Genomic DNA, 18,872 nt, shown 5'->3' on the forward strand with positions numbered 1-18,872 from the left:
GGGGCAGACATACCGCTGACAACACTTATTTTTGACCCTAGCCACATCCAAAGAAGCGGTCAAGAGAAAAAGGAGATGTACAACATACACACGGGAAAGTCACAGAAATCGCCAAGAAATCGTGTTCACTTCTGCATCGGACAGGGGCGGGAAGACGCACCGAGTCAAGTGGCGCGGGATGGTTTGCCGTGTTTGCTTGGCGGCGCACTCGACAGCAGCTCGGCTGTTGCAAAGAAGCAGGCGACGGCGGCGTCAGCGAAGGCGGCCTTGCGCCGTCGTCCATCGCTGAGCGCCAGAATGACCATCGTCGAGGCATGCAACAAGTCCACAACGGCGCCAGCCCGGTGGAGGAAAGTTGAACGGGGAGCCAAGCCGATGACCGCGGCTTGAAACAGGTGCCGGGCCCCAAGCACTCGGACAACCACTGTGGCTCTGCTGTCGAGCCGGTGCCGGAGAATTCTGGCGGCGATGAAGTCCGGCCTAGTCAGTTGGCACAGACCGTAACCCGCACGCAGCGGCTCAAGGTACGTCATCAATTGAACCTGTTAGCCAGACAGCTGCTTCGGGGGTGGCAACCCGGAAACTGAAGGACTGTTCGAGATAGAGGTGGACAGAATCTGCGTCGTGGTAGTTGTATCCTACGGACAGGTCTTGGCCGGACTCAAAGAGGAAGTCACCGCCGCGCAGGCTGATGACGATCGCACCACTGACTCCGGGTGCCCAGACAAGAGGACCGCCAAGGATGTTTCGCAGATGCTCGGAAAGCAGGTAGCCGCCGCGTTCGGTGAATTCCATGACGGCTGTGTAGTGGCCAGGGCCCATGGCCATCCCAAACGGTCCGGCAATCCCATTTCGTAGGAGCATGGCCACGGCTTTGGCCGCTCGTTTCGGGTAGTCATTGAAGTCCTTGACCCGCGGTATGTGAGGATTCGTCGACGCGTCGGTGACTCCTGCGAAGGAGGCTTGCGGCCAGCCGTGCAGTACGGCAATGTTCTCCGTGCTGGCCATGCGGACTGCTGCGTCGTCAAGGCTGTGAAGATCGACGTCGGCTGCGCCCGCATCGTTCGCCGACAGTTCACTTCTGTCCACACTAAAGTCCGAACGAACCTCAACCAATGCCAAAGTGCGGCGACGGTGTGCAGTTATGCCGCTTCCGAAAGGGCCCTGGATCGGTTCGATGCGACCCAAATTGGTTGCCGAGTGTTCCCATCCCAAAGGGCCGGCGAAGTCGACCAGCTTCCTGGCGCCCAATGCCACCATCAAACGCTCTCGGGCTTCCTTGTCCAAAAGCTCCCAACCTTTGTCGGAGATGGGGGCATGTTCGCGAAGCAGGTGGTTTTGAGTCATGGTCGGCACTCCCTCAGACTTCCGATTCCCAGTGACGCGTCTGCGGGCGACGGCGACTCCGTGGTCGAGCTGCCTGACGCCGCTGCTGCCTCGGCAGCCTCGCCATTTACAACAACGTCGCCTTCTTGGAAAAGGATTCCTCGGGCTATGCTGCGCCACTTCGGTTTGGTTCGCAGCAGGAATTCCAATTCCATGCTGAAGTGTTTGTACTCCTCGCCCAATGAATCTTCCATGATTGCCCGTGACGCTGCATCAGTTTCCACAGATATACGTTGTTCGTACCAGCCGATGGCCTCAGCCTCCTCTGTGAGGTTGGCACACATGCGGGCAAACGTCCGCGTTTTGGCGGAGAGTTCAGCTGGCGGTTCGTGGTATTGGTCAAAGCCCATCGGTGGCCCTCCTCAATGTCCCTGAATTCCGATCATACGCCGCGGAGGCGCTCAGCGTCAGCAGCGATTTCGTGGGTACTTTGGCGAACCTTCTTGAACGTCGGACATGCTGCTATGCCCAAACCGTCGAGTGAATGGTGTTGTTGATTCAAGCACTCATCTTTGAGTTCAACCAGTCGTGTTCTCCGCGTGCGACCGGCATGGTGTCCGTGGCGTACAGTTGCGGAATGTGCGAGGCCTTCTTCGCCCATGGAGCCACTGTGGAGAGCGTTGCCAAACTGCTGACCAACTAGTCCTGTGCCATCGAACCCATTGAGTCCATGTCCTCCAACATCCTCGTCGGAAACCAGCGCTCGAAGTGTGTCTCCACAGCATGCACATCCACATTGTGCAGCAGATTCTCGGCGACATCGCGCAGTTTCTGGTTGCGGGATGACGCAGCCCTGCTGAGAAGCTCAAATGCATCGGCCTGTGAGCAGTGCTGCTGACCCATGATGATCCCCACAGAAAGATCGATGGCTGTCCGCGAATTCCTGGCCTCATAAAGCTCGTCAACCAGCTGTTGCTTAGAACCGATTCGCACGGCCAGACGCAAGGCCTTTTGTGCTTGGGCAGCGTACTGCTGAGCCCTGACAACCAGGCCTTCGTTAAAGAAGGACGTCTCAGACGAGAAGAAATTGAGTGATGCACTTGCCTCATGCCCCAAGGAAAGTGGAACGGACAGAACGCTGTGCACGCCCTCCTTCAGCAAGGTCTGGGCGTATTCGGGCCACGTTTTGTCACTCGCGGTATCCGAAATGACAACGGTGCGTCCCTCACGCAGCGCTGTCATGCAGGCACTATGTGCCATGTACTCCTGAATCTCATTCAAGGCCCGCGCGCGTTTAGTGTTTCCTGCTCCTGTCGGCACCTTTCTGCGGCGGTACAGAGTGATGGCACAGTCCAATCGCGGTTGACCGTTGAAAGCTGCAAGGCCCCCGGAATACTCAGCGAGCTCCTGAAGGAAGTCGCCAACGTCAAGGCTGTCCAAGACCATGTCCTGCAGTTGTGTGGAGATCGTTGGACCTGCGTTGTCATGGGCTGGCCACAAGGGTGCGCCCAGCCTCCCTGAAGTCTGATCCTGCTGCGGATGTCTAACCTCGGATGCCATCGTCCTCATTTGCAATCCTTTGTCCAGTGAACGATGTTCATTCAATCGTGTCGATCGGAACCAACCCTTGCGGACATGGCCGAGCGAACGCCGGGCAAAGGGGGAGGGCCGACGGTGCCGTCACAATGATTTATTAATGGACGTTGCACGGACCAGATTTGTCGCACGTACGGAGGCAACGATACTGCCGTCCTGCAGGCTGGTCAACGCAGTTCTGCCGATATGCCGTGCCAATGAGAGATTGACGTGCACTGAAAAACCCAGCGAACTGCAACGCCGAATAAGGGGGACTAGAGCGGCGCAACTGTCAGGGGTTAGGCAGCCGGTGACTTTTAGTTCCGCCCACCGAATATCTAGGCCCAAGGAAGCAATGATTCGTAGTCTGTGGAACATGTGAACCCCCAGGTTTCAGTGTCAACGTCGTTGATAGCACTGCCGGGTCCGGGGCAAATACGCTCAAAATGGCGTATGTGTTTTAGTCACACTCAACTCGCATGCTAGAGAATTCAAGATTGTTCTGTTAATGAGGAAGCAGGATTGGTTTGAGCAGCAGTCTGTCGGACACCACGTGATCCGTTTGCCCAGTATTGGACTTACCATGATGGATGGATTGCGGGGGAGGGTCTGCGGACCTCGCCTATTCACAGTACGCGTCCGTCAGTTGCTGACGAGCGACGGCGATGGATAGTTCTCAGGTGCCATTGTCTTCCAGCGTTCCACCTGTTTTCATGCTGATACGGAACTTCGTTTCCTTAGTGCCCGATTAGTGGTGGCGGACCGTGAGCAGCCCGACGCTTACGACGCTGTGGTGGCTCAGCACAGGTTAGCACTCTTCCATGTAGCCAGTCAGACTGGCCGCGTGCGTCAGGTGTTTGCCGTCTACTGTATTGGTGGACTATGCGGGGGAACGCCTACAGCGGTGTATCTTCACGAGTGGTTTCCCAGTCTTCCGGACCATTGGAACCTGCAGGGTAGTCCTCCAACGGCACATCATTGTCGGCCCAAGCCTTAACCACCGGTTCGATGATCCGCCAGCACTCCACAGCCGTGTCGCCGCGGACAAAGAACATGGCGTTGTCAGTCAGCACGGCCTTGAGCACTTCACCATAGGGGAGCAGATTACTGTCATTGAGTTCAGCCTTGAGCTCGGCACGGTCCAAGCTGTAGATGTCCCCGGGTCCATTGACGTCGATGTCGAGTTGAAGTTTCGCTGGTCCCACACCCATGCGAATCCGCGTCGCTGTGGGAGTTCCGGTGAAACCGGTGGGCAGGTGGGGGATCGGCTTGAACGCGACAATGACTTCCATCTTGTCTTTGCCGAGTGATTTGCCCGAACGAAGGATGAAGGGGACCCCGGTCCACCGAGAGTTGTTGATGTTGACCTCGATCTCCGCGAGTGTCTCAGTGTTGTTCTTGCCATCCACCCCCGGTTCGTCAACATAGTTGGGAACTTTTCGGTCACCAATCTGTCCGGCCGTGTACCGGGCCCGGCGGGTCGTCTTGGAATAGTCCGGGCCCACTTCGGCTGCGCGCATAACTTCCGCAATCCGGTCCCTGACGTCGCGTTCGTCCAGAGTGGCCGGTTCATCCATGGCGATGAAGGCCATGATCTGCAGAAGGTGGCTTTGCATCATGTCGCGTAGGGCACCGGTGGAGTCATAGAAGCCGGCGCGTCCTTCTACGGTGATGTTCTCATCAAAAAAGATCTCCACCTTCTCGATGTGCCGCATATTCCACACCGGCTCTAGGAAGTGGTTTGCGAACCGCAGACCCAAGATGTTGAGGACGGTTCCGGTGCCGCGGAAGTGGTCCACACGATAAATGTGGTTCTCGGGCAGCAGCATCTCCAATGTTTTGTTCAGCTTCCGGGCTGATTCCGGCCCGGAGCCAAAGGGCTTTTCCATCACAAAACGGGTGTGTTCCGGGAGATCATCAGCGCTGAGCAGGTCGCACGCCTTCTCGGTGATGGAAGGTGGCAATGCAAAGTAGACGGCGACAGGGTGTTTGACGGACTTCAGAACAGTAGAGAGTGCGCCTTCTGCAGTAACGTCCACTTGGTGGTAGCTGCTATTCTTGGCCATCGCATCCAACGCGTGTTGGGCCTTGTTGCCAGTGGGAGCTTCGTCCTCTCCAGAACTGGCGTCAAAGGATTTCTTCACCTGCTCACGCCATTTATCCTGCGACCACTCGTCATAGCCAGTGCCCACCAGCTCAAGACCTTTGGCACCGCCCTGAGAGATCAGGCTGGCCAGCCCAGGCAACAACAGTCTCGCCGTAAGGTCGCCGGATGCCCCGAGGATCATGAGAGTCTTTATCTCGTTGCTGTGCTGTTGGGAGTTCTTTGAGGGGTTCATGTTTCCGCCGTCCTAGTAGCTGGTGAGCCGATGCCAATAGCTGGTGAGCCGATGCCAACCATGCTAGACCGGCCGTTGATCAGGTGGCTAGACGGACGGGTTGACGCCGGGGGAGTGGTGGCACATGTGACCAGTGCGCACCTCCCTTGCCGCCCGAAATTGGATTCGTACAGTTTCCCATACCATTGCTCGTCTCTTTCCAGCGCGTGTGGCTTACTAAAAAGTGAAATATCCGACGCTGGGATTTAGACGCGCGGGGGAGCCGCCCCTATTTGCAAGATAGACGTGGGGCGGCTCCATCGTTATGCAGTGGTTGGTTTGTGGCGAGTCACGAGCTTGTTCTTGTCTTCCAACTCCAACCCGCTTACTTCCGGGAGCAGTGCCTTGACGAACCAGAACGACAGGACGGCGAAGAAGGCAAACCCGGCATAGACGAAGCCAAGGCCGACGGCAGCACTCATGATCGGGAAAAGCAGAGTGACAATGAAATTAAAGATCCAGTTGAAGGCCGTTGCGATGCCCAAGGCCAAGCCGCGAATCTTGTTCGGGAAAACTTCACCGAGGACCACCCACATCACCGGGCCCCACGTGGCGGCAAAGAAGATGACAAACAAGTTGGCACCGACCAGGGCGATGGGTCCCCACGGTGCAGCGAGGGTCAGTGAATCCCCTGAACCAGTCGCTTGGGAGAACGAGATCGCGGCGGCAACAAGCCCCACGAACATGCCTGCCGAACCCACCAGCAGCAGCAACTTGCGCCCGACTCTGTCAACGAAGAAGATGGCGACAAAGGTCAGGGCCACGTTGATGATGGAAGTGATGACGGACGTCGTGAAGGAGTCTTCCTGGCTGAAGCCCACCGACTGCCACAACGTGGTCGAGTAGTAAAAGATGGCATTGATGCCGACCAACTGCTGAAAGGCAGCCATGCCGATGCCGATCCACAGGATGGGTTGCAGCCCAAACGCGGTGCCACGCAAATCACGGTAGGTGGACCGCTTTTCGTTTTCCAGGCTCTCTTCGATTTCCTTCAGACGCTGCTCCGGATTCACCGGGCTGGTGACACGCCGGATGACAGCAAGGGCATCCTTGCTCCTGCCCTTCCGGATCAGGAAATGGGGGGACTCGGGAATGGTTAGGGACAGGAGGCCGTAGACGACGGCAGGAATGACTCCAACCAGCAGCATCCACCGCCACGCAGGCATGCCCCACCAGAGTTCATTGCCGGCACCTCCAGCAGCCCTTGCCAGACCGGCGTCGGAAAGCAGCGCCAGAAAGATACCCAGCGTGATGGCCAGTTGCTGGAGTGAGCTGAGTGCCCCCCGCAGCCGTGCAGGGGCCATCTCACCGATGTAGGCAGGAGCGATGACGGAGGCGATGCCAATAGCCAGCCCGCCAATGACCCTCCATGACATGAGGTCCCAAATGGCGAAAGCGTAGGCCGAGCCGATCGAGCTGGCCACAAAGAGAAGAGCCGCCAACACCATGACTGGCTTGCGACCCCAGACATCGGCCAGTTGGCCAGCGAACCACGCACCGATGGCGCATCCGATTAGGGTGATGGCAACGGTGAACCCGATCGCTGCCGAGCCGAGATTGAAGTCGGACTGGATCGAATTGACGGCCCCGTTAATCACTGAGGTGTCAAAGCCGAACAGGAGTCCACCCAAAGCGGCCGCCATGGTGATGATGATGATTTTACCCAGATGGGGCGTTTTCTCCGCCCCGGGATTTGAGTTCGGCTGCTCTGCTGGACTTGTACCCATGGTGCACCGCGATTCTGGCCCCTTGGTGGTCAACTGCGCAAGCGGGCCGTGCTTGAGCTGTTGCCGTCAGTTGCCCTGCGGCTCAGCAACCTTGTGTGGAAATCTATCACTTTGACTAGCAAGGCAACAGGCCGTTCGGGGATTCGACCATCACCTTAACGCTAGGAGGCCGTTTTAGTCTCTTTTGACTTTACTTTACATAATGTGGATTATCGGCGTTCCATTGACAGTTGCTCGGAAGTGCCTTGTACCGCATGTCACCGCGGCATCGAGAACGCTTTCAACGCGTTGATCCACTGTTCAAACTGGTCCAGGCCGGTGGCTAACGAACGCATTTTCCTGTTCATCAGCGAACGTCCCTTTGTCTGCGTACATCACCAGCGCCTCCCCCGCAGCATCGGGGCGTCACTCGAATTAATATTCGATCGTTTCGTCATGCCCCGACGTAGGCCGCGAGATGTTGGCCGGTCAGGGTTGATTTGTCGGCCACGATTTCTGCAGGCGTGCCCTCGAAAACGATCGTGCCACCGTCGTGCCCGGCCCCCGGGCCAAGATCGATGATCCAGTCTGCGTGGGCCATGACGGCCTGGTGGTGTTCGATCACGATGACCGACTTCCCTGAATCCACCAGTCTGTCCAGCAGCGCCAGAAGTTTTTCGACGTCAGCCAGGTGCAGCCCGCTGGTTGGCTCGTCCAGCACATAAACCCCACCCTTCTCCCCCAGGTGTGTGGCCAGTTTGATGCGCTGGCGCTCACCGCCGGACAGCGTTGTCAGCGGCTGGCCCAGCGTCAGGTAGCCAAGTCCGACGTCGGCCATTCGCCGCAGGATGGTGTGTGCAGCAGGCAGCTTGGCATCCCCGTCGGCAAAGAATGCCTCTGCTTGGTCGACAGACATGGCCAGGACTTCGCTGATGTTGCGTCCGCCCAAGTGGTATTCGAGCACTGTGGCCTGGAATCGCTGGCCTTCGCATTCCTCGCACACCGTGGACACACTCGCCATGATGCCCAGGTCCGTGTAGATCACGCCGGCGCCATTGCAGGACGGGCAGGCGCCTTCTGAATTCGAGCTGAACAGTGCGGGCTTGACGCCGTTAGCCTTGGCGAAGGCCTTGCGGATGGGTTCCAGCAGACCCGTGTACGTTGCCGGGTTGCTGCGCCGCGAACCACGGATGGCGCCTTGGTCTACCGTGACCACGCCGTCGCGCCCGGAAACAGATTCACGGATGAGCGAGCTCTTTCCCGAGCCTGCAACTCCAGTGACCACTGTGAGCACCCCGAGCGGGATGTCGACGTCCACGTCCTTGAGGTTGTTCGTGTTGGCGCCGCGTACGTCCATGGAGCCTGCCGCAGGGCGCAGCGTGGCTTTGAGGCAGACCCGGTCATCAAGGTGCCTGCCCGTCACGGTGCTGCTCTTCCGCAGCTCGCCAACGGTGCCCTCGAACACCACTTCTCCGCCGGCAGAGCCGGCATGCGGCCCTAGATCAATGACGTGGTCCGCAATTTCGATGGTCTCCGGTTTGTGTTCGACCACCAAGACGGTGTTGCCTTTGTCGCGCAATTGGAGCAGCAGCGTGTTCATGCGTGCAATGTCATGAGGGTGGAGTCCAATGGTCGGTTCGTCAAAGACATAGGTGACATCCGTCAGGGAGGAGCCCAGGTGGCGGATCATCTTCGTCCGTTGCGCTTCACCTCCTGAGAGCGTTCCGGAGGGGCGCTCCAGGGAAAGGTAGCCCAGTCCGATCTCCACGAAAGAGTCAAGGGTGTCCCCCAACGCCCCCAGCAGCGGTGCCACCGAAGTATCCGAAAGGCCGCGGACCCACACGGCAAGGTCGCTGATCTGCATGGCGCAGGCATCGGCGATGCTGATTCCTGCCACCTTGGACGAGCGAGCGCCCTCATTCAGCCGTGTCCCGTCACAATCGGGGCAGGTGGCGAACACAACGGCGCGCTCCACAAACGCACGAATGTGCGGCTGTAGGGAGTCCACGTCCTTGGCCAACATGGACTTTTGCATCTTCACAATGACGCCCTCATACGTCAAGTTGATGCCGTCAACCTTGATCTTGACCGGCTCCTTGTGCAGCAGGTCAGCCAGTTCTTTCTTCGTGAACTTGCCCAGTTTCTTGTCCATGTCAAAGAAGCCGCTGCCGGCAAAGATGCGTCCATACCAGCCGTCCATGCTGTAGCCGGGGACGACCAAGGCGCCTTCGGCCAGTGACTTGCTGGCGTCGAAGATCGCATCAAGGTTGAAATCACTGACCTTGCCCATGCCCTCGCAGCGCGGGCACATACCGCCGGTGATGGAAAAGCTGCGCCGTTCCTTGACCTTCTCTCCCCGGCGTTCCATGGTGACCGCCCCGGCACCACTGATGGAGGCCACGTTGAAGGAGAACGCCTGCGGGGAACCGATATGCGGCATCCCCAGGCGGCTGAAAACGATGCGCAACATGGCGTTGGCGTCAGTGACGGTCCCCACCGTGGAGCGCGGGTTGGCGCCCAGCCGCTCCTGGTCCACCAGAATAGCCGTCGTCAGCCCCTCCAAAACATCCACGTCGGGACGGGCCAGGGTGGGCATGAAGCCCTGCACGAATGCGCTGTAGGTTTCATTGATCATGCGTTGGGACTCTGCGGCGATAGTGCCGAACACCAGCGAGCTCTTACCCGAACCTGACACCCCCGTGAACACTGTCAGACGGCGCTTGGGAATCTCAACGCTGATGTCCTTGAGGTTGTTCACCCTGGCACCCTGGACTCGAATGAGGTCGTGGCCGTCGGCGGCATGCCCCCCGGCGCGTTCCGGTGCAGCCTTTCCAGCAGTGCTCATCAGTGTCCCTTGTCTTTAGGAAATTGCGGGCTTTGTCACCGTAAAGAATTCACAGGTGGCGTTGTAATAATCCTCTGTTTGTCCCTGATGTTCCATGCCTATGCGTCGGCACACACTTTGCGAGGCCTCGTTGGCGGGGTTCGTCACGGCGACCACCTGCTCCAGTCCTGCTGCGAAGGCATGCTCGAGCACTGCAGCCGCCGCCTCTGTAGCGTAGCCGTTGCCCCAGTGGTCAGGGTGGAAGTGCCAGCCAATTTCGACGTCGGACGAGGCTTCCAGCGGTTCCTCGCCTGAGGCAGGAATCGGCTTGAGCAGCAATGTGCCCACGGGAGTGCTGTCTTCCTTGCGCGTCACTGCCCAGATCCCGTGAACCGGGTGGTCGATGCTTTGGAATCGTGCCACCTTGTCCAACGCTTCCCTGCGACTGTTCATGACGGCCGGTTCATTGCCAATGAAGCGCTGCACCACCCAGCGCGAATACAGGTCAAAGACAAAGTCAACGTCGGAGTCTTCCCACGGACGCAGGGCAAGTCGTTCAGTGTTAATGGCTTGAGTCATTCGTTCATTATGCATGGTTGGTGCGTTCTGAGCCCGGTGCAGCCCCACCAGGGCAGCTGCCAACGTAATATTTGCGCACGCCAACGGCCCTGGTTCCGCCCCACAGGACGCCACCAGGGCCGCAGCCGTAATACCTAGGCGTCCAGCAGCTGGCGCAGCACGTACTGGAGGATCCCGCCGTGCATGTAGTAGGACTCCTCCGCCGGGGTGTCGATGCGAAGGGTGGTAAGAATCTCCCGCGTGTTCGCCCCGTCTTCAACACGCACGGTGACTTCCCGAGGCAGCGGACTGACGCCGGCAATCCCCGTGATCGAATACGTCTCCATGCCCGTGAGGCCCAAGGATTCGGCAGTCTCGCCGTCCTTGAACTGCAGGGGCAGCACGCCCATGCCGATCAGGTTTGACCGGTGGATGCGCTCAAAGGACGTGGCGATCACGGCCTTCACGCCCAGCAGCACGGTGCCCTTGGCCGCCCAGTCGCGGGAGGATCCGGAACCGTAATCGCTTCCGGCAATGACCACCAGCGGGGTACCCTCGGCCAGATACGCAGTCGAAGCGTCGAAAATGGTTTCCACCTCCCCGTCGGCAGAGCGCTTCGTGAAGCCGCCCTCGACGCCGGGCACCAGCAGGTTGCGCAGCCGGATGTTCGCGAACGTGCCGCGGATCATGACGTTGTGGTTGCCGCGGCGGGAGCCGTAGGAGTTGAAGTTGGCCTGCTCCACACCGTGCTCAAGCAGGTATTGCCCAGCCGGGGAGGACTTCTTAATGCTGCCTGCCGGGGAAATGTGGTCTGTGGTGACCGAATCCCCCAACAGGGCCAATACCCGTGCGCCCACAATGTCTTCCACAGGAGCAGGCTCACGCTGCATCCCGTCAAAGTATGGCGGCTTGCGCACGTACGTGGAATCGTCGGACCAGGCGAACATGTCCCCCTCGGGAACGCTCATGCCGCGCCAGTTCTCGTCCCCGTGGTAGACATCCGCGTAGCCGTCCTTGAACATTTGTGCCTCGAGGCTGGCGTCAACCACTTCCTTGATCTCCGCCGTCGTGGGCCAAATATCCTTCAGATAGACGGGCTTGCCGCCAGTGCCCTCGCCGAGCGGTTCCTTCAACAGGTCCACATGCATGCTCCCCGCCAGGGCGTAGGCAATGACGAGCGGCGGGGAGGCGAGGAAGTTCATCTTCACCTCGGGGTGGATGCGGCCTTCAAAGTTGCGGTTGCCGGAAAGGACAGCCGCAACGGACAGGTCGCTGGCGTTCACTGCCTGGCTGACTTCCGGGATGAGCGGGCCGGAGTTGCCAATGCAGGTGGTGCAGCCGTAGCCCACCAGTGCAAAGCCGAGCTTCTCCAGATAGGGGGTCAGCCCTGCCCTGTCGAAGTAGTCGGTCACTACGCGGGAGCCCGGTGCCAAGGTGGTCTTCACCCAAGGTTTGCTGGAGAGCCCCAGCTCCACAGCCTTCTTGGCCAGTAGCCCGGCGCCGATCATGACGGACGGGTTGGAGGTGTTGGTGCAGGACGTGATGGCCGCGATGACCACATCACCGTGGTCAAGGGTCAGTTTCTGTCCATCAATGACCATGTCCGTCGGGTCGCTGGGCCAGTCGAGGTCAACGCCGTCGTCCTCGAAAATACGCGGCGGGTCGTCCCGCTCGATCCGGGAACTGATGGCGACGGGATCGCTGGCGGGGAAGGATTCGTCCCCTGCATCGTCCAGCCCGCCGGCACGCACGGCCACTTCCTGGGACTCCCCCGCCAAAAGGCCGCGGATTGCACGCTTGGCGCTGCGCAGCGGGATCCTGTCCTGCGGGCGTTTGGGACCGGCTATGGAACTTTCCACCGTTGCCAAATCCAGTTCAACAACCTGGCTGAACTCCGGCGTATGGTCCGGGTCGTGCCACATGCCCTGTTCCTTGGCATAGGCTTCCACGAGGCTGATCTGGTGCTCGCTGCGTCCCGTAAGGCGCATGTAGCTGAGGGTTTCGTCGTCGATCGGGAAGATGGCGCAGGTTGAGCCGTATTCCGGGCTCATGTTGCCCAAAGTTGCCCGGTTGGCCAGCGGTACATTCGCCACGCCGGGACCGAAGAACTCAACAAACTTGCCCACCACGCGCGTCTTGCGCAACAGTTCGGCAACCGTCAGTACCAGGTCGGTGGCCGTGGTGCCTTCGGGCAGTTCACCGATGAGCTTGAAGCCCACCACTTGAGGAACCAGCATGCTCATGGGCTGGCCCAGCATGGCGGCCTCTGCCTCGATGCCTCCCACTCCCCAGCCCAGCACACCAAGGCCGTTGACCATGGGGGTGTGCGAGTCAGTGCCGACGAGGGTGTCCGGGTAGGCCTGCTTCACGCCGTCGAGCTCGCGGGTGAACACCACCCGGGACAGGTATTCCAAGTTCACCTGGTGGCAGATCCCTGTATCCGGCGGGACCACCAGGAAGTCATCGAAGGACTGCTGTGCCCAGCGCAGCAGTTGGTAGCGTTCCTGGTTGCGCTTGAACTCAAATTCGGAGTTGATGGAGAACGCGCTGGGAACGTTGAAGACGTCGGCAATGACTGAGTGATCAATGACCAGCTCGCCGGGAATCAGCGGATTGATTTTGGTGGGGTCACCGCCAAGGTCCGCCATGGCGTCGCGCATGGCCACCAAGTCCACAACGCAGGGAACACCGGTGAAGTCCTGCATCAGCACGCGGGCCGGGGTGTACTGGATCTCGCGACTGGCTTCCGCCGCAGATTCCCACTCCGCCACAGCGCTGACTTGTTCCGCCGTGACAAGGCGCCCGTCCTCATTGCGGAGCAAGTTTTCCAGCAGCACCTTCAAACTGTAGGGCAGCCGTGCCGACCCGGCAATCTTGTCCAATCGGTAGATTTCATAGTCTTGACCATCAACGGTCAGTGAACTGCGTGCGTCGAAACTATTTGTTGACATGATCATCCCTTTTCTCGGCGTGCCCCTTCTAGCCCACCATAGACCGCAGGACAGGGAAGGCAACAGGGGTGCCGGAAGGATTGGCAGCCAAACGTAGAGGCGTGTCGGCAAAGACGTGAACGTGCATTGCCACCAACCGGGCAGTGACTTGGCACAATGGAAGCGAACCGAATCCCCAGGAGGGCCCCGCATGACGAACGTCCACGGCATGAAACTCGACGCCGGCTATCTCGAGCAGGCACTTGCCGCCGTCCTTGAGTCGGAGCAACTGCCACCGATCGTCCAGGCTGGGCACCCCGTGCTGCGCGCCCAGGCACTGCCCTTTACAGGCCAGCTCAGCGCCGCCGAGCTGGCCCGGCTGATCGAGATCATGACTGAAACCATGCGGGCTGCACCCGGCGTGGGCCTGGCAGCTCCACAAATCGGCATACCCCTGCAACTCGCGGTGTTGGAGGATCAATATGAGGTTGACGCCGACAATGCCGCTGCCCGCGACCGCATGCCGTTGGAACTGTTTGCCATCTTGAACCCGCGCTACACGCCCGTCGGCACCGTTCTAGCCAGCCACTACGAAGGCTGCCTGTCGATGTCGGGCTGGCAGGGCGTGGTTGACCGTCCCACCACAGTGGATTTGGCGTACGACGACGAACTGGGCACCGTGCGCACCCGCCGGTTCACAGGGTGGCAGGCACGCATTGTCCAACACGAAACCGACCATTTGGCAGGGATGCTGTACATCGACAAGGCGTATACGCGCTCGCTGGCAGCTACCGCCGAGTACAGCGCACATTGGGCCTATCCCGATATCGCCGAGGCACGTGCTGCGTTGAAGTTCTAGCGCAACATGCAGTTTCAGGCCCTCGTGCAGTTTCAGGGCGCCTAAGATCATTAGATGGAATTCTCTGCTGTCAAGGCCCTGCGCTGTCCCCATTGCGGACAAGGATTTTCCACACCGCAGGCCATGGACCATTCACTGGCCTGTGACTCGGGCCATAGCTTCGACATTGCACGCCAGGGGTACCTTAACCTGCTCACTGGCCCTGGCACCAAGTTCGTCCCCGACACGGCAGCCATGGTGGCTGCCCGCGATGCCTTTCTGAACGCCGGGCACTACCAACCCCTGAGCGACGCACTGGCCAAGCAGGTAGGGCAACTGCTTGCCGGGCCTGATTCGCAGCTCATCGTCGACGCCGGAACCGGCACCGGCCACTACCTGCACCAGGTGCTTGCGGCGTTCTCCCTCAGCGCTCGCAGGCCGGCGGCCGTGGGCCTTGACATCTCGAAGTTTGCTTTGCGCAGAGCCGCGCGACTAAACCCGGATGCTTTGAACATTGTGTGGGACCTGTGGCGCGAGTTGCCGTTGGGAACCGGCACTGCCGACGTCGTGCTTGTCATATTCGCCCCGCGCAATGCCAGCGAATTTGCCCGCATCCTGAAGCCCTGCGGCGCATTGGTTGTGGTGACCCCACTGCCAGAACACCTGGCGGAAATCGCTGCTGAGGTGGGCATGCTCGGCATTCAAGACGATAAGGAATCTGCGTTGGTGGCGGCGATGGAGGGCCACTTCAGGCCAGTTCAAACCCAGGAGATAGAGACCGAATTGCAGCTGAGCCCAGCCGACGTTGAAAACGTGGCGCTCATGGGCCCGGCCGGACACCATCTGGACCCCTTGGTGCTTCGAGAGCGCCTGGCCCGGCTGCCGGAGCGCACAGCTGCGACGGCAGCGTTTCGCATTTCCGTCTTCCGCCTACTGCCGGTCGGCCAGGTTGCTGATTGACCAGCTTGCCGCCTAACCCGGTTAGACGGCTACCTCAAGGGCGGCCTGAGGGATCAGGCTCGAGCGGCAGCTCCACCATGGTTGCCCGCGGAGTCTTGGCGTACAGGTCAACATGCAGCCAGCGAAGCGTCACCTGCGTCAGCGGCCCCACCCCCAAGGCGAAGGCAGCCGTCCCCGCACCGACTACACCGCCGAGAAAAAAACCAGCCCCCACGACGGACAGCTCAATGCCTGTCCGGATGAGCCATACCGGCCAGCCGCTGACGCGAACCAAGCCCGTCATGAGCCCGTCGCGCGGGCCCGGACCCAGCCCGGCACCAATATAGAGGGCAGTGGCAAACGCCAGTAGGAATAATCCGCCCGAGAACAGCAGCACTTGCGGGATCAGCTGGCTGGCCTGCGGAATGACAGCCAAGCCAAGGTCGGCAAAAACACCCACCAGCACCGCGTTGGCAATGGTGCCAAATCCGGGCCACTGTTTCAGTGGTATCCACAGCAGAAGAACCGCGCCGCTGATGGCAATGGTGCACAACCCGAAGGAGAAGCCGGAGGTTCGGGACAGGCCCTGGGCAAAGACATCCCACGGCGACGCGCCAATATTGCCGCGGATCATCATGGAGATAGCCAACCCGTACATGGCCAGACCCAACATGAGCCGGACAACACGAATGCTGAGTCGGCTGGAGCCAAGGAACAAGAGCATTCACCCAGTTTAGTAGGGCTCCACCTGTGGCGATGGGCCATTGCACCAAAAGAGCTGGACTGCGCACTGCGGCACGGGTTTCTACCCGCTGGGAATCCCATGAGAGACCGTCTTCTACCCAGACTTTCCCAGCCCCGCGTAGTAGGCTCGTATATACGCCAAATAAGTCTCTAAGGGGGACTCAATGCTTGAATGGATTAACGACTTTGGCTGGATACTCTGGCTTACAGTGTTTCTGCTGTTGGCCGTTGCTGAAATGCTGACGTTGAACCTTTACTTCATTTTGATGTCCGTGGGAGCCTTGGCTGCCTTGGTGGCATTCTTGTTCCATGCGGATCTGTGGCTGCAGATCGTCATCTTCTGTGTTGTGGCCCTTGCCACTACGGTCTTGATCAGACCACTTGCGCTGTCCCATTTGCGCCGTGGACCAGCTGACCAACTCTCCAACGTGGACCGGCTGATCGGCCACAGGGCGGTTGTCCTGGAGACTGTTGGACTCGGCGGCGGTCTGGTGAAGATTGGCGGGGATATTTGGACTGCCCGGGTCACCGGCGGAGCAGACATTCCTGTCGGGGCAACTGTGGAAGTGGACGCCATCGACGGAGCCACCGCCATCATCAGCATGCCTTCTGCGCATAAGTCGGCAGGAACAGCAACAACAACAGCTTAGGCACCACGGCACGGCCGCTGCACGTTTATGGTGCGCCGTTGCGACTGTGCTGCATCAATTCTTGACATAGAAAAGAGGGGATTTCATGGGAGACGGAGCTGGCACACTTGTGTGGCTGTTTGTAGTTTTAGTCCTACTGATATTCGTAGTAATAGTTCTTGTACGTGCAGTTCGCATTATTCCGCAGGCCCGTGCCGGCGTCGTGGAGCGTTTGGGTAAATACCAGCGCACCCTCAACCCTGGCCTCACGGTCCTGATTCCTTTCGTGGACCGTCTGCTGCCGCTGCTTGACTTGCGCGAGCAGGTTGTATCATTCCCGCCCCAGCCTGTGATCACGGAAGACAACCTGGTGGTCTCCATTGACACTGTGGTCTATTTCCAAGTGACTGATCCGCGTGCCGCAACGTACGAGATCGCGAACTACATCCAAGCAGTTGAACAGCTGACCACCACCACTCTTCGTAACGTGGTGGGCGGATTGAACCTTGAAGAGGCACTGACCTCACGTGACCAGATTAACGGCCAGCTGCGCGGCGTCTTGGATGAAGCCACGGGCCGCTGGGGTATTCGCGTCAGCCGTGTTGAGCTGAAGGCGATCGACCCGCCACTGTCAATCCAGGACTCCATGGAAAAGCAGATGCGTGCCGAGCGTGACCGTCGTGCTGCAATTCTGACCGCTGAAGGAACGAAGCAGTCGGCTATTTTGACTGCTGAGGGTGAGCGCCAGTCTTCCATCCTGAAGGCTGAAGGTGATGCCAAAGCCGCAATCCTGCGTGCAGACGGTGAATCCCAGGCCATTCAGAAGGTGTTCAGCGCCATCCATAAGGGAAACCCCACGCAGAAGCTGCTGGCCTACCAGTACCTTCAGACGCTGCCCAAGATCGCCTCGGGAACCTCCAACAAGCTGTGGATCATTCCCAGTGAAGTCGGCGATGCCCTCAAGGGAATCGGCAACGTGCTGGGCAATACCTCCGCAGAAACGGACGACGCCGTCGACGCCGAACTGGACTCCGGCCTGTAAGTCACACCACAGCATCATGCACGCGGCCAAGCACGTATAATAGGTGCTTGGCCGCGCGGCGTTTTGCCCGGCCTCTTCAAGGCATTCCAACGGTGCAGGAACAACTGCCCGTTGCTATGCGTTGAGTCCATAGACGTGAAAACCTTGGCTCACCGGCACTTGGAGCCGGCTGACGAGGAAACGAAATACTGTTCCATGATTGGCTTGGGGCAGGGAACAACTTGAGGGAGAAGTCATGAGCGATCGCAGCCTGCGTGGCATGCGCTTGGGCGCACAAAGCATGGAGACGGAATCAGGCGTGGAGCCGGCTCCCCGCCAGCGTGTGGAATACCGCTGTGCCGACGGTGAAGCGGTATTTGTCATGTTCTCCGCTGAGGCGGACGTCCCGGCAACCTGGATGTCCAAGACCGGCAAGGAAGCCTTGCTTGTGAACGGTGAGGCACCGGATACATCCAATGACAAGCCCGTGCGCACACACTGGGACATGCTGCTTGAACGCCGCAGCCTGCCGGAACTGGAAACCATTCTGGCTGACCGGCTGACCTTCCTGCGTCAAAAGCGCGGCGAAAAGGTCTAAGACAGAAAAGGTGGGCTGCCCGTTGAATCGGGCAGCCCACCTTTTTTGTGCAAAAAATCCTGCTACTTGGTGCGGCCTGTCAGTTTGTTCCATCGTGCGGACAAACCCCACTTGGTAACGTTCAGCATGGCTTCCTGCACAATGTTGCCGCTCATCTTGGACGCACCAAACTCGCGTTCAACAAAAGTGATGGGGACTTCCACCACCTTCAGACCTTTCTGACACACACGCCAGAGCATGTCGACTTGGAATCCGTATCCCACCGATTCGACGGCGTCCAAGTCCAGTGCTTCCAGGGTGCTGCGGCGGAACGCCCTGTATCCGCCGGTGACGTCCCGAATGGGTATGCCCAGCAATACACGTGAGTACAGGCTCCCGCAGGTGGAAATCACTTTGCGGTGCAGCGGCCAGTTGACCACTTTTCCACCAGGGACCCAGCGTGAACCCAGCACTAGGTCAGCACCCTGGTCAATGGCATCCAAAAGCAAAGGCAATTGCTCAGGCTGGTGGGAGCCGTCGGCATCCATCTCCACAATGACGTCATATCCAGCAGCAAGTCCCCAAGCGAACCCCGCCAAATAGGCTGCGCCGAGGCCTTCCTTGCCGGCACGGTGCAGAACACGGACCTGGGTGTCGGTGGCCGCGAATTCATCCGCCCACACCCCGGTACCGTCGGGGCTGTTGTCATCGGCAACGAGTACGTCCGAGTGGGACACTGCAGCCCGCAGGCGTGTGAGTGTTTTAGGAAGTGACTCAATTTCGTTGTAGGTGGGAATAATCGTCAGGACACGCAGCAATTGGTGCCT

General features: G+C 59.4%; 17 protein-coding genes. 6 read left to right on the top strand and 11 right to left on the bottom strand.

The window, feature by feature from the left end; translation table 11 throughout:
* Positions 1-164: 164 nt before the first annotated feature.
* From JMA46_RS10920 to JMA46_RS10930, 3 genes are read right to left on the bottom strand one after another with little or no spacing between them, the layout of a single operon-like run.
* A complete protein-coding gene (locus tag JMA46_RS10920; protein ID WP_207345365.1) occupies positions 165-533 on the bottom strand; it encodes a hypothetical protein in 369 nt (122 codons plus the stop codon).
* Entirely contained in the window at positions 520-1,347 is an 828-nt protein-coding gene (locus JMA46_RS10925) for a family 1 encapsulin nanocompartment shell protein (protein WP_207345366.1), read from the bottom strand. Before JMA46_RS10925 ends, JMA46_RS10920 begins: the two co-directional genes overlap by 14 nt.
* Complete coding sequence (locus JMA46_RS10930) at positions 1,344-1,736, bottom strand: hypothetical protein (RefSeq protein WP_207345367.1); 393 nt, start codon at positions 1,734-1,736, stop codon at positions 1,344-1,346. Before JMA46_RS10930 ends, JMA46_RS10925 begins: the two co-directional genes overlap by 4 nt.
* 134 nt (positions 1,737-1,870) lie before the next feature.
* Here JMA46_RS10930 and JMA46_RS10935 point away from each other — a divergent pair, with 134 nt between their 5' ends.
* The gene (locus JMA46_RS10935) at positions 1,871-2,029 is read left to right on the top strand and encodes a hypothetical protein (protein ID WP_207345368.1); all 159 of its coding nucleotides are present in this window, start codon (positions 1,871-1,873) and stop codon (positions 2,027-2,029) included.
* Here the strand turns inward: JMA46_RS10935 and JMA46_RS10940 are convergent.
* The 6 genes from JMA46_RS10940 to JMA46_RS10965 form a co-directional block, all read right to left on the bottom strand.
* Entirely contained in the window at positions 2,026-2,895 is an 870-nt protein-coding gene (locus JMA46_RS10940) for a GAF and ANTAR domain-containing protein (protein WP_207345369.1), read from the bottom strand. The genes JMA46_RS10935 and JMA46_RS10940 overlap by 4 nt on opposite strands.
* 902 nt (positions 2,896-3,797) lie before the next feature.
* Positions 3,798-5,240, bottom strand: a complete 1,443-nt coding sequence (locus JMA46_RS10945) for a glucose-6-phosphate dehydrogenase (protein ID WP_207345370.1) — start codon at positions 5,238-5,240, stop codon at positions 3,798-3,800.
* A gap of 302 nt (positions 5,241-5,542) precedes the next feature.
* Entirely contained in the window at positions 5,543-7,006 is a 1,464-nt protein-coding gene (locus tag JMA46_RS10950; protein WP_207345371.1) for a sugar porter family MFS transporter, read from the bottom strand.
* 433 nt (positions 7,007-7,439) lie between these two features.
* Entirely contained in the window at positions 7,440-9,830 is a 2,391-nt protein-coding gene (locus JMA46_RS10955) for an excinuclease ABC subunit UvrA (RefSeq protein WP_207345372.1), read from the bottom strand.
* 15 nt (positions 9,831-9,845) lie between these two features.
* The gene (locus JMA46_RS10960) at positions 9,846-10,388 is read right to left on the bottom strand and encodes a GNAT family N-acetyltransferase (protein ID WP_207345373.1); all 543 of its coding nucleotides are present in this window, start codon (positions 10,386-10,388) and stop codon (positions 9,846-9,848) included.
* A 134-nt stretch (positions 10,389-10,522) separates the two neighbouring features.
* Entirely contained in the window at positions 10,523-13,318 is a 2,796-nt protein-coding gene (locus JMA46_RS10965) for an aconitate hydratase (protein ID WP_282099587.1), read from the bottom strand.
* A gap of 190 nt (positions 13,319-13,508) precedes the next feature.
* Between JMA46_RS10965 and JMA46_RS10970 the strand changes: the two genes are divergently transcribed.
* Both JMA46_RS10970 and JMA46_RS10975 read left to right on the top strand, forming a co-directional pair.
* The gene (locus JMA46_RS10970; protein WP_207345375.1) at positions 13,509-14,156 is read left to right on the top strand and encodes a peptide deformylase; all 648 of its coding nucleotides are present in this window, start codon (positions 13,509-13,511) and stop codon (positions 14,154-14,156) included.
* A 54-nt stretch (positions 14,157-14,210) separates the two neighbouring features.
* Positions 14,211-15,095, top strand: coding sequence for a putative RNA methyltransferase (locus JMA46_RS10975; protein ID WP_207345376.1), 885 nt, complete (start codon positions 14,211-14,213; stop codon positions 15,093-15,095).
* 34 nt (positions 15,096-15,129) lie between these two features.
* On the opposite strand, the gene JMA46_RS10980 is transcribed toward JMA46_RS10975, so the two are convergent.
* Positions 15,130-15,798, bottom strand: coding sequence for a hypothetical protein (locus tag JMA46_RS10980; protein ID WP_207345377.1), 669 nt, complete (start codon positions 15,796-15,798; stop codon positions 15,130-15,132).
* Between the two features lie 184 nt (positions 15,799-15,982).
* Here JMA46_RS10980 and JMA46_RS10985 point away from each other — a divergent pair, with 184 nt between their 5' ends.
* From JMA46_RS10985 to JMA46_RS10995, 3 genes are all read left to right on the top strand, one after another.
* On the top strand, positions 15,983-16,468 hold the full coding sequence (locus tag JMA46_RS10985; protein WP_207345378.1) for an NfeD family protein: 486 nt from the start codon (positions 15,983-15,985) through the stop codon (positions 16,466-16,468).
* A gap of 85 nt (positions 16,469-16,553) precedes the next feature.
* Complete coding sequence (locus tag JMA46_RS10990; protein WP_207345379.1) at positions 16,554-17,489, top strand: SPFH domain-containing protein; 936 nt, start codon at positions 16,554-16,556, stop codon at positions 17,487-17,489.
* 235 nt (positions 17,490-17,724) lie between these two features.
* Positions 17,725-18,066, top strand: a complete 342-nt coding sequence (locus JMA46_RS10995) for an RNA polymerase-binding protein RbpA (protein ID WP_207345380.1) — start codon at positions 17,725-17,727, stop codon at positions 18,064-18,066.
* Positions 18,067-18,128: 62 nt separating this feature from the next.
* Here the strand turns inward: JMA46_RS10995 and JMA46_RS11000 are convergent, their stop codons facing one another.
* Positions 18,129-18,860: a polyprenol monophosphomannose synthase gene (locus JMA46_RS11000; RefSeq protein ID WP_207345400.1), complete on the bottom strand. Its 732-nt coding sequence runs from the start codon at positions 18,858-18,860 to the stop codon at positions 18,129-18,131.
* Positions 18,861-18,872 lie beyond the last annotated feature (12 nt).

This window comes from Arthrobacter sp. E3 (assembly GCF_017353415.1).
In the GTDB taxonomy this organism is placed as follows: domain Bacteria; phylum Actinomycetota; class Actinomycetes; order Actinomycetales; family Micrococcaceae; genus Specibacter.

Coding starts and splice junctions, on each gene's coding strand:
- JMA46_RS10950 (WP_207345371.1), bottom strand. CDS start 7,006: ATGGGTACAAGTCCAGCAGAGCAGCCGAACTCAAATCCCGGGGCGGAG.
- JMA46_RS10975 (WP_207345376.1), top strand. CDS start 14,211: ATGGAATTCTCTGCTGTCAAGGCCCTGCGCTGTCCCCATTGCGGACAA.
- JMA46_RS10930 (WP_207345367.1), bottom strand. CDS start 1,736: ATGGGCTTTGACCAATACCACGAACCGCCAGCTGAACTCTCCGCCAAA.
- JMA46_RS10960 (WP_207345373.1), bottom strand. CDS start 10,388: ATGACTCAAGCCATTAACACTGAACGACTTGCCCTGCGTCCGTGGGAA.
- JMA46_RS10990 (WP_207345379.1), top strand. CDS start 16,554: ATGGGAGACGGAGCTGGCACACTTGTGTGGCTGTTTGTAGTTTTAGTC.
- JMA46_RS10935 (WP_207345368.1), top strand. CDS start 1,871: ATGGTGTTGTTGATTCAAGCACTCATCTTTGAGTTCAACCAGTCGTGT.
- JMA46_RS10925 (WP_207345366.1), bottom strand. CDS start 1,347: ATGACTCAAAACCACCTGCTTCGCGAACATGCCCCCATCTCCGACAAA.
- JMA46_RS10965 (WP_282099587.1), bottom strand. CDS start 13,318: ATGTCAACAAATAGTTTCGACGCACGCAGTTCACTGACCGTTGATGGT.
- JMA46_RS10980 (WP_207345377.1), bottom strand. CDS start 15,798: ATGCTCTTGTTCCTTGGCTCCAGCCGACTCAGCATTCGTGTTGTCCGG.
- JMA46_RS10920 (WP_207345365.1), bottom strand. CDS start 533: ATGACGTACCTTGAGCCGCTGCGTGCGGGTTACGGTCTGTGCCAACTG.
- JMA46_RS10945 (WP_207345370.1), bottom strand. CDS start 5,240: ATGAACCCCTCAAAGAACTCCCAACAGCACAGCAACGAGATAAAGACT.
- JMA46_RS10940 (WP_207345369.1), bottom strand. CDS start 2,895: ATGAGGACGATGGCATCCGAGGTTAGACATCCGCAGCAGGATCAGACT.
- JMA46_RS10955 (WP_207345372.1), bottom strand. CDS start 9,830: ATGAGCACTGCTGGAAAGGCTGCACCGGAACGCGCCGGGGGGCATGCC.
- JMA46_RS10985 (WP_207345378.1), top strand. CDS start 15,983: ATGCTTGAATGGATTAACGACTTTGGCTGGATACTCTGGCTTACAGTG.
- JMA46_RS10970 (WP_207345375.1), top strand. CDS start 13,509: ATGACGAACGTCCACGGCATGAAACTCGACGCCGGCTATCTCGAGCAG.
- JMA46_RS10995 (WP_207345380.1), top strand. CDS start 17,725: ATGAGCGATCGCAGCCTGCGTGGCATGCGCTTGGGCGCACAAAGCATG.